The organism is Proteiniphilum sp. UBA1028, from assembly GCF_002316955.1.
Taxonomy (GTDB): domain Bacteria; phylum Bacteroidota; class Bacteroidia; order Bacteroidales; family Dysgonomonadaceae; genus Proteiniphilum.
The window spans coordinates 6,120-6,462 of sequence record NZ_DCEN01000010.1; the positions used below are offsets into that span (position 1 = coordinate 6,120).

Annotated in this window: 1 protein-coding gene; it reads left to right on the top strand. The window is 42.0% G+C overall.

What is annotated here, in order from left to right; all coding sequences use genetic code 11:
- Positions 1 to 265: hypothetical protein (locus tag B3Z75_RS01270; RefSeq protein WP_294066914.1), on the top strand; the 265-nt coding region annotated here is incomplete at its 5' end.
- Between the last annotated feature and the right edge of the window lie 78 nt (positions 266 to 343).

Genomic DNA, 343 nt, shown 5'->3' on the forward strand with positions numbered 1-343 from the left:
TTACAACATGTTGTCGGACCTGTCGAAAGGCGATATCGGCTTATGCCCGACCGAGTGGGAATGTACCAATACCTTCTCAAAACCAAAATTCTTTTTACTAATCCGGATGACGTATGGCGAAGGTATCTCTTTGCAAAAAGTGACAGGCTTCGGGAACGGTTCCGGCATCCTTTTGGGATTGTTTTTCCAATCGGTCAGAGCTTTGCCTATTTTTCGTTTCAGGAGGTTGATTTTTACTGTCTTTGCAAAAGTGAGTTCTTGTTGATAACCGAAAGGAATCGTGATGAAGCATTTTTTCCGATGCGATCATGGATCCAGTGATGCAAAAATTCAAAGTTATGAA